Source organism: Streptomyces sp. NPDC005070 (assembly GCF_053600395.1).
Window position 1 is genome coordinate 1 of record NZ_JBSFZS010000456.1, and the last position, 1,686, is coordinate 1,686.

A 1,686-nucleotide genomic window follows, 5' to 3' on the forward strand; every position below is an offset into this window, starting at 1 on the left:
GCTGCGCGAAGAACACCGGCTGGCTCTCCTGCCATTTCTTCAGCATCTTGCCGGGACGCTGCATGACGGCCGCGGTGTACGCCTTCGCGCGGGCTGGAAGGTCGGCTCCGGCAAGCGCCTCCGGCTCAACTTCGGAGCCGTCGACTGGCGGGCCGAGGTCTACGTCAACGGCACCAAGGTCGCCGAACACCAGGGCGGCTACGACAAGTTCAGCGCCGACATCACCACCGCGCTCAAGCCCGGCCGCACCCAGGAACTGATCGTCGGCGTCTACGACCCGACCGACGCCCAGGGCGGCGAGAACCCGCCGGTCGGCAAGCAGCGGCTGGACCCCAGCGGCATCTGGTACACCCCGTCCTCCGGCATCTGGCAGACGGTGTGGATGGAGCCCGTGGCCTCCGACCACGTCGACTCGCTCAAGCTCACGCCCGACGTCAAGAACAGCCGGCTCATGGTCGAACCGAAAGGCGTCCGGGACGGAGTGCCGGTCACCGCGACCGCGTACGCCGGACACCGCAAGGTCGCCACAGTGAAGGGCCGCACCGGGCAGCCGCTCGTCCTGAAGATCACCGACCCGCACCTCTGGTCACCCGACGACCCGTTCCTCTACGACCTCAGGGTGAGCGTGGGCGCCGACCGCGTCGGCAGCTACTTCGGCATGCGGTCGATCGCCGTGGAGCAGGTGAACGGAGTCCCGCGCACCGTCCTCAACGGCAAACCCGTCTTCATGATGGCCACCCTCGACCAGGGCTTCTGGCCCGACGGCCTCTACACCGCACCCACGGACGAAGCCCTCGCGTACGACCTCAAGGCGCACAAGGAGATGGGCTTCAACGCCGTCCGCAAACACATCAAGGTCGAACCCGACCGCTGGTTCTACTGGGCCGACCGGCTCGGACTGATGGTCTGGCAGGACATGCCCGCCATGACCGCCGGGGTCAATCCCGGCGCCGCGTCCCGCGCCGAGTACGAGCGCGAGATGAAGCAGATGATCGACGAGCACATCAGCAGCCCCTCGGTCGTCATGTGGGTGACCTTCAACGAGGGCTGGGGCCAGTACGACGAGGCCCGCATCGCCGACCAGGCCAAGGCCTGGGACCCGACACGCCTCGTCAACTCCATGTCGGGCATCAACCTCGGCGTGGACGGCGGCACCGGCGACATCATCGACGAACACGGCTACCCGAGCCCCGCGCTGCCACCGAACCCGGACGGGAAACGGGCCTTGGTCAGCGGCGAGTACGGCGGTCTCGGACTCGCGGTGCCCGGACACGCCTGGTCCGTGCAGCAGTCGTACGTGGACGTCGACCCCTCGGCGTACACCGACGACTACCTGGCCCGCCTCGCCGAGGTGCACAAGCTCGCCTGCAAGGGCGGCAACGGCGCCGTCTACACCCAGATCTCGGACGTGGAAGGAGAACTGAACGGCCTGATCACCTACGACCGCGCGGTGGTCAAGCCCGACGTGGCCCGGCTGAAGGCCGCCCACGAGGCGCTGATCCACGACGCGTCACAGGCGACACCGGCCGGCTGCTCCTGACGACGAGGCGCCCGGCGCACGCCTCCCCGCCGCTCCGGGCGCGCATCGCACCGGCCCCCTGACAGGCCGTCGGCGCGGTCCGCCCTCCCACTGACGGGAGTTCCGCTGAAACTCCACTTGCCGCCGGTTTTGACCAGCCGCTTCTG

Annotated in this window: 1 protein-coding gene; it reads left to right on the plus strand. The window is 68.8% G+C overall.

The window, feature by feature from the left end:
* Window positions 1-1,540, plus strand: a 1,540-nt coding sequence (locus tag ACWEBX_RS40195; RefSeq protein ID WP_451889642.1) for a glycoside hydrolase family 2 protein, incomplete at its 5' end; no start/stop codon positions are given.
* Window positions 1,541-1,686 lie beyond the last annotated feature (146 nt).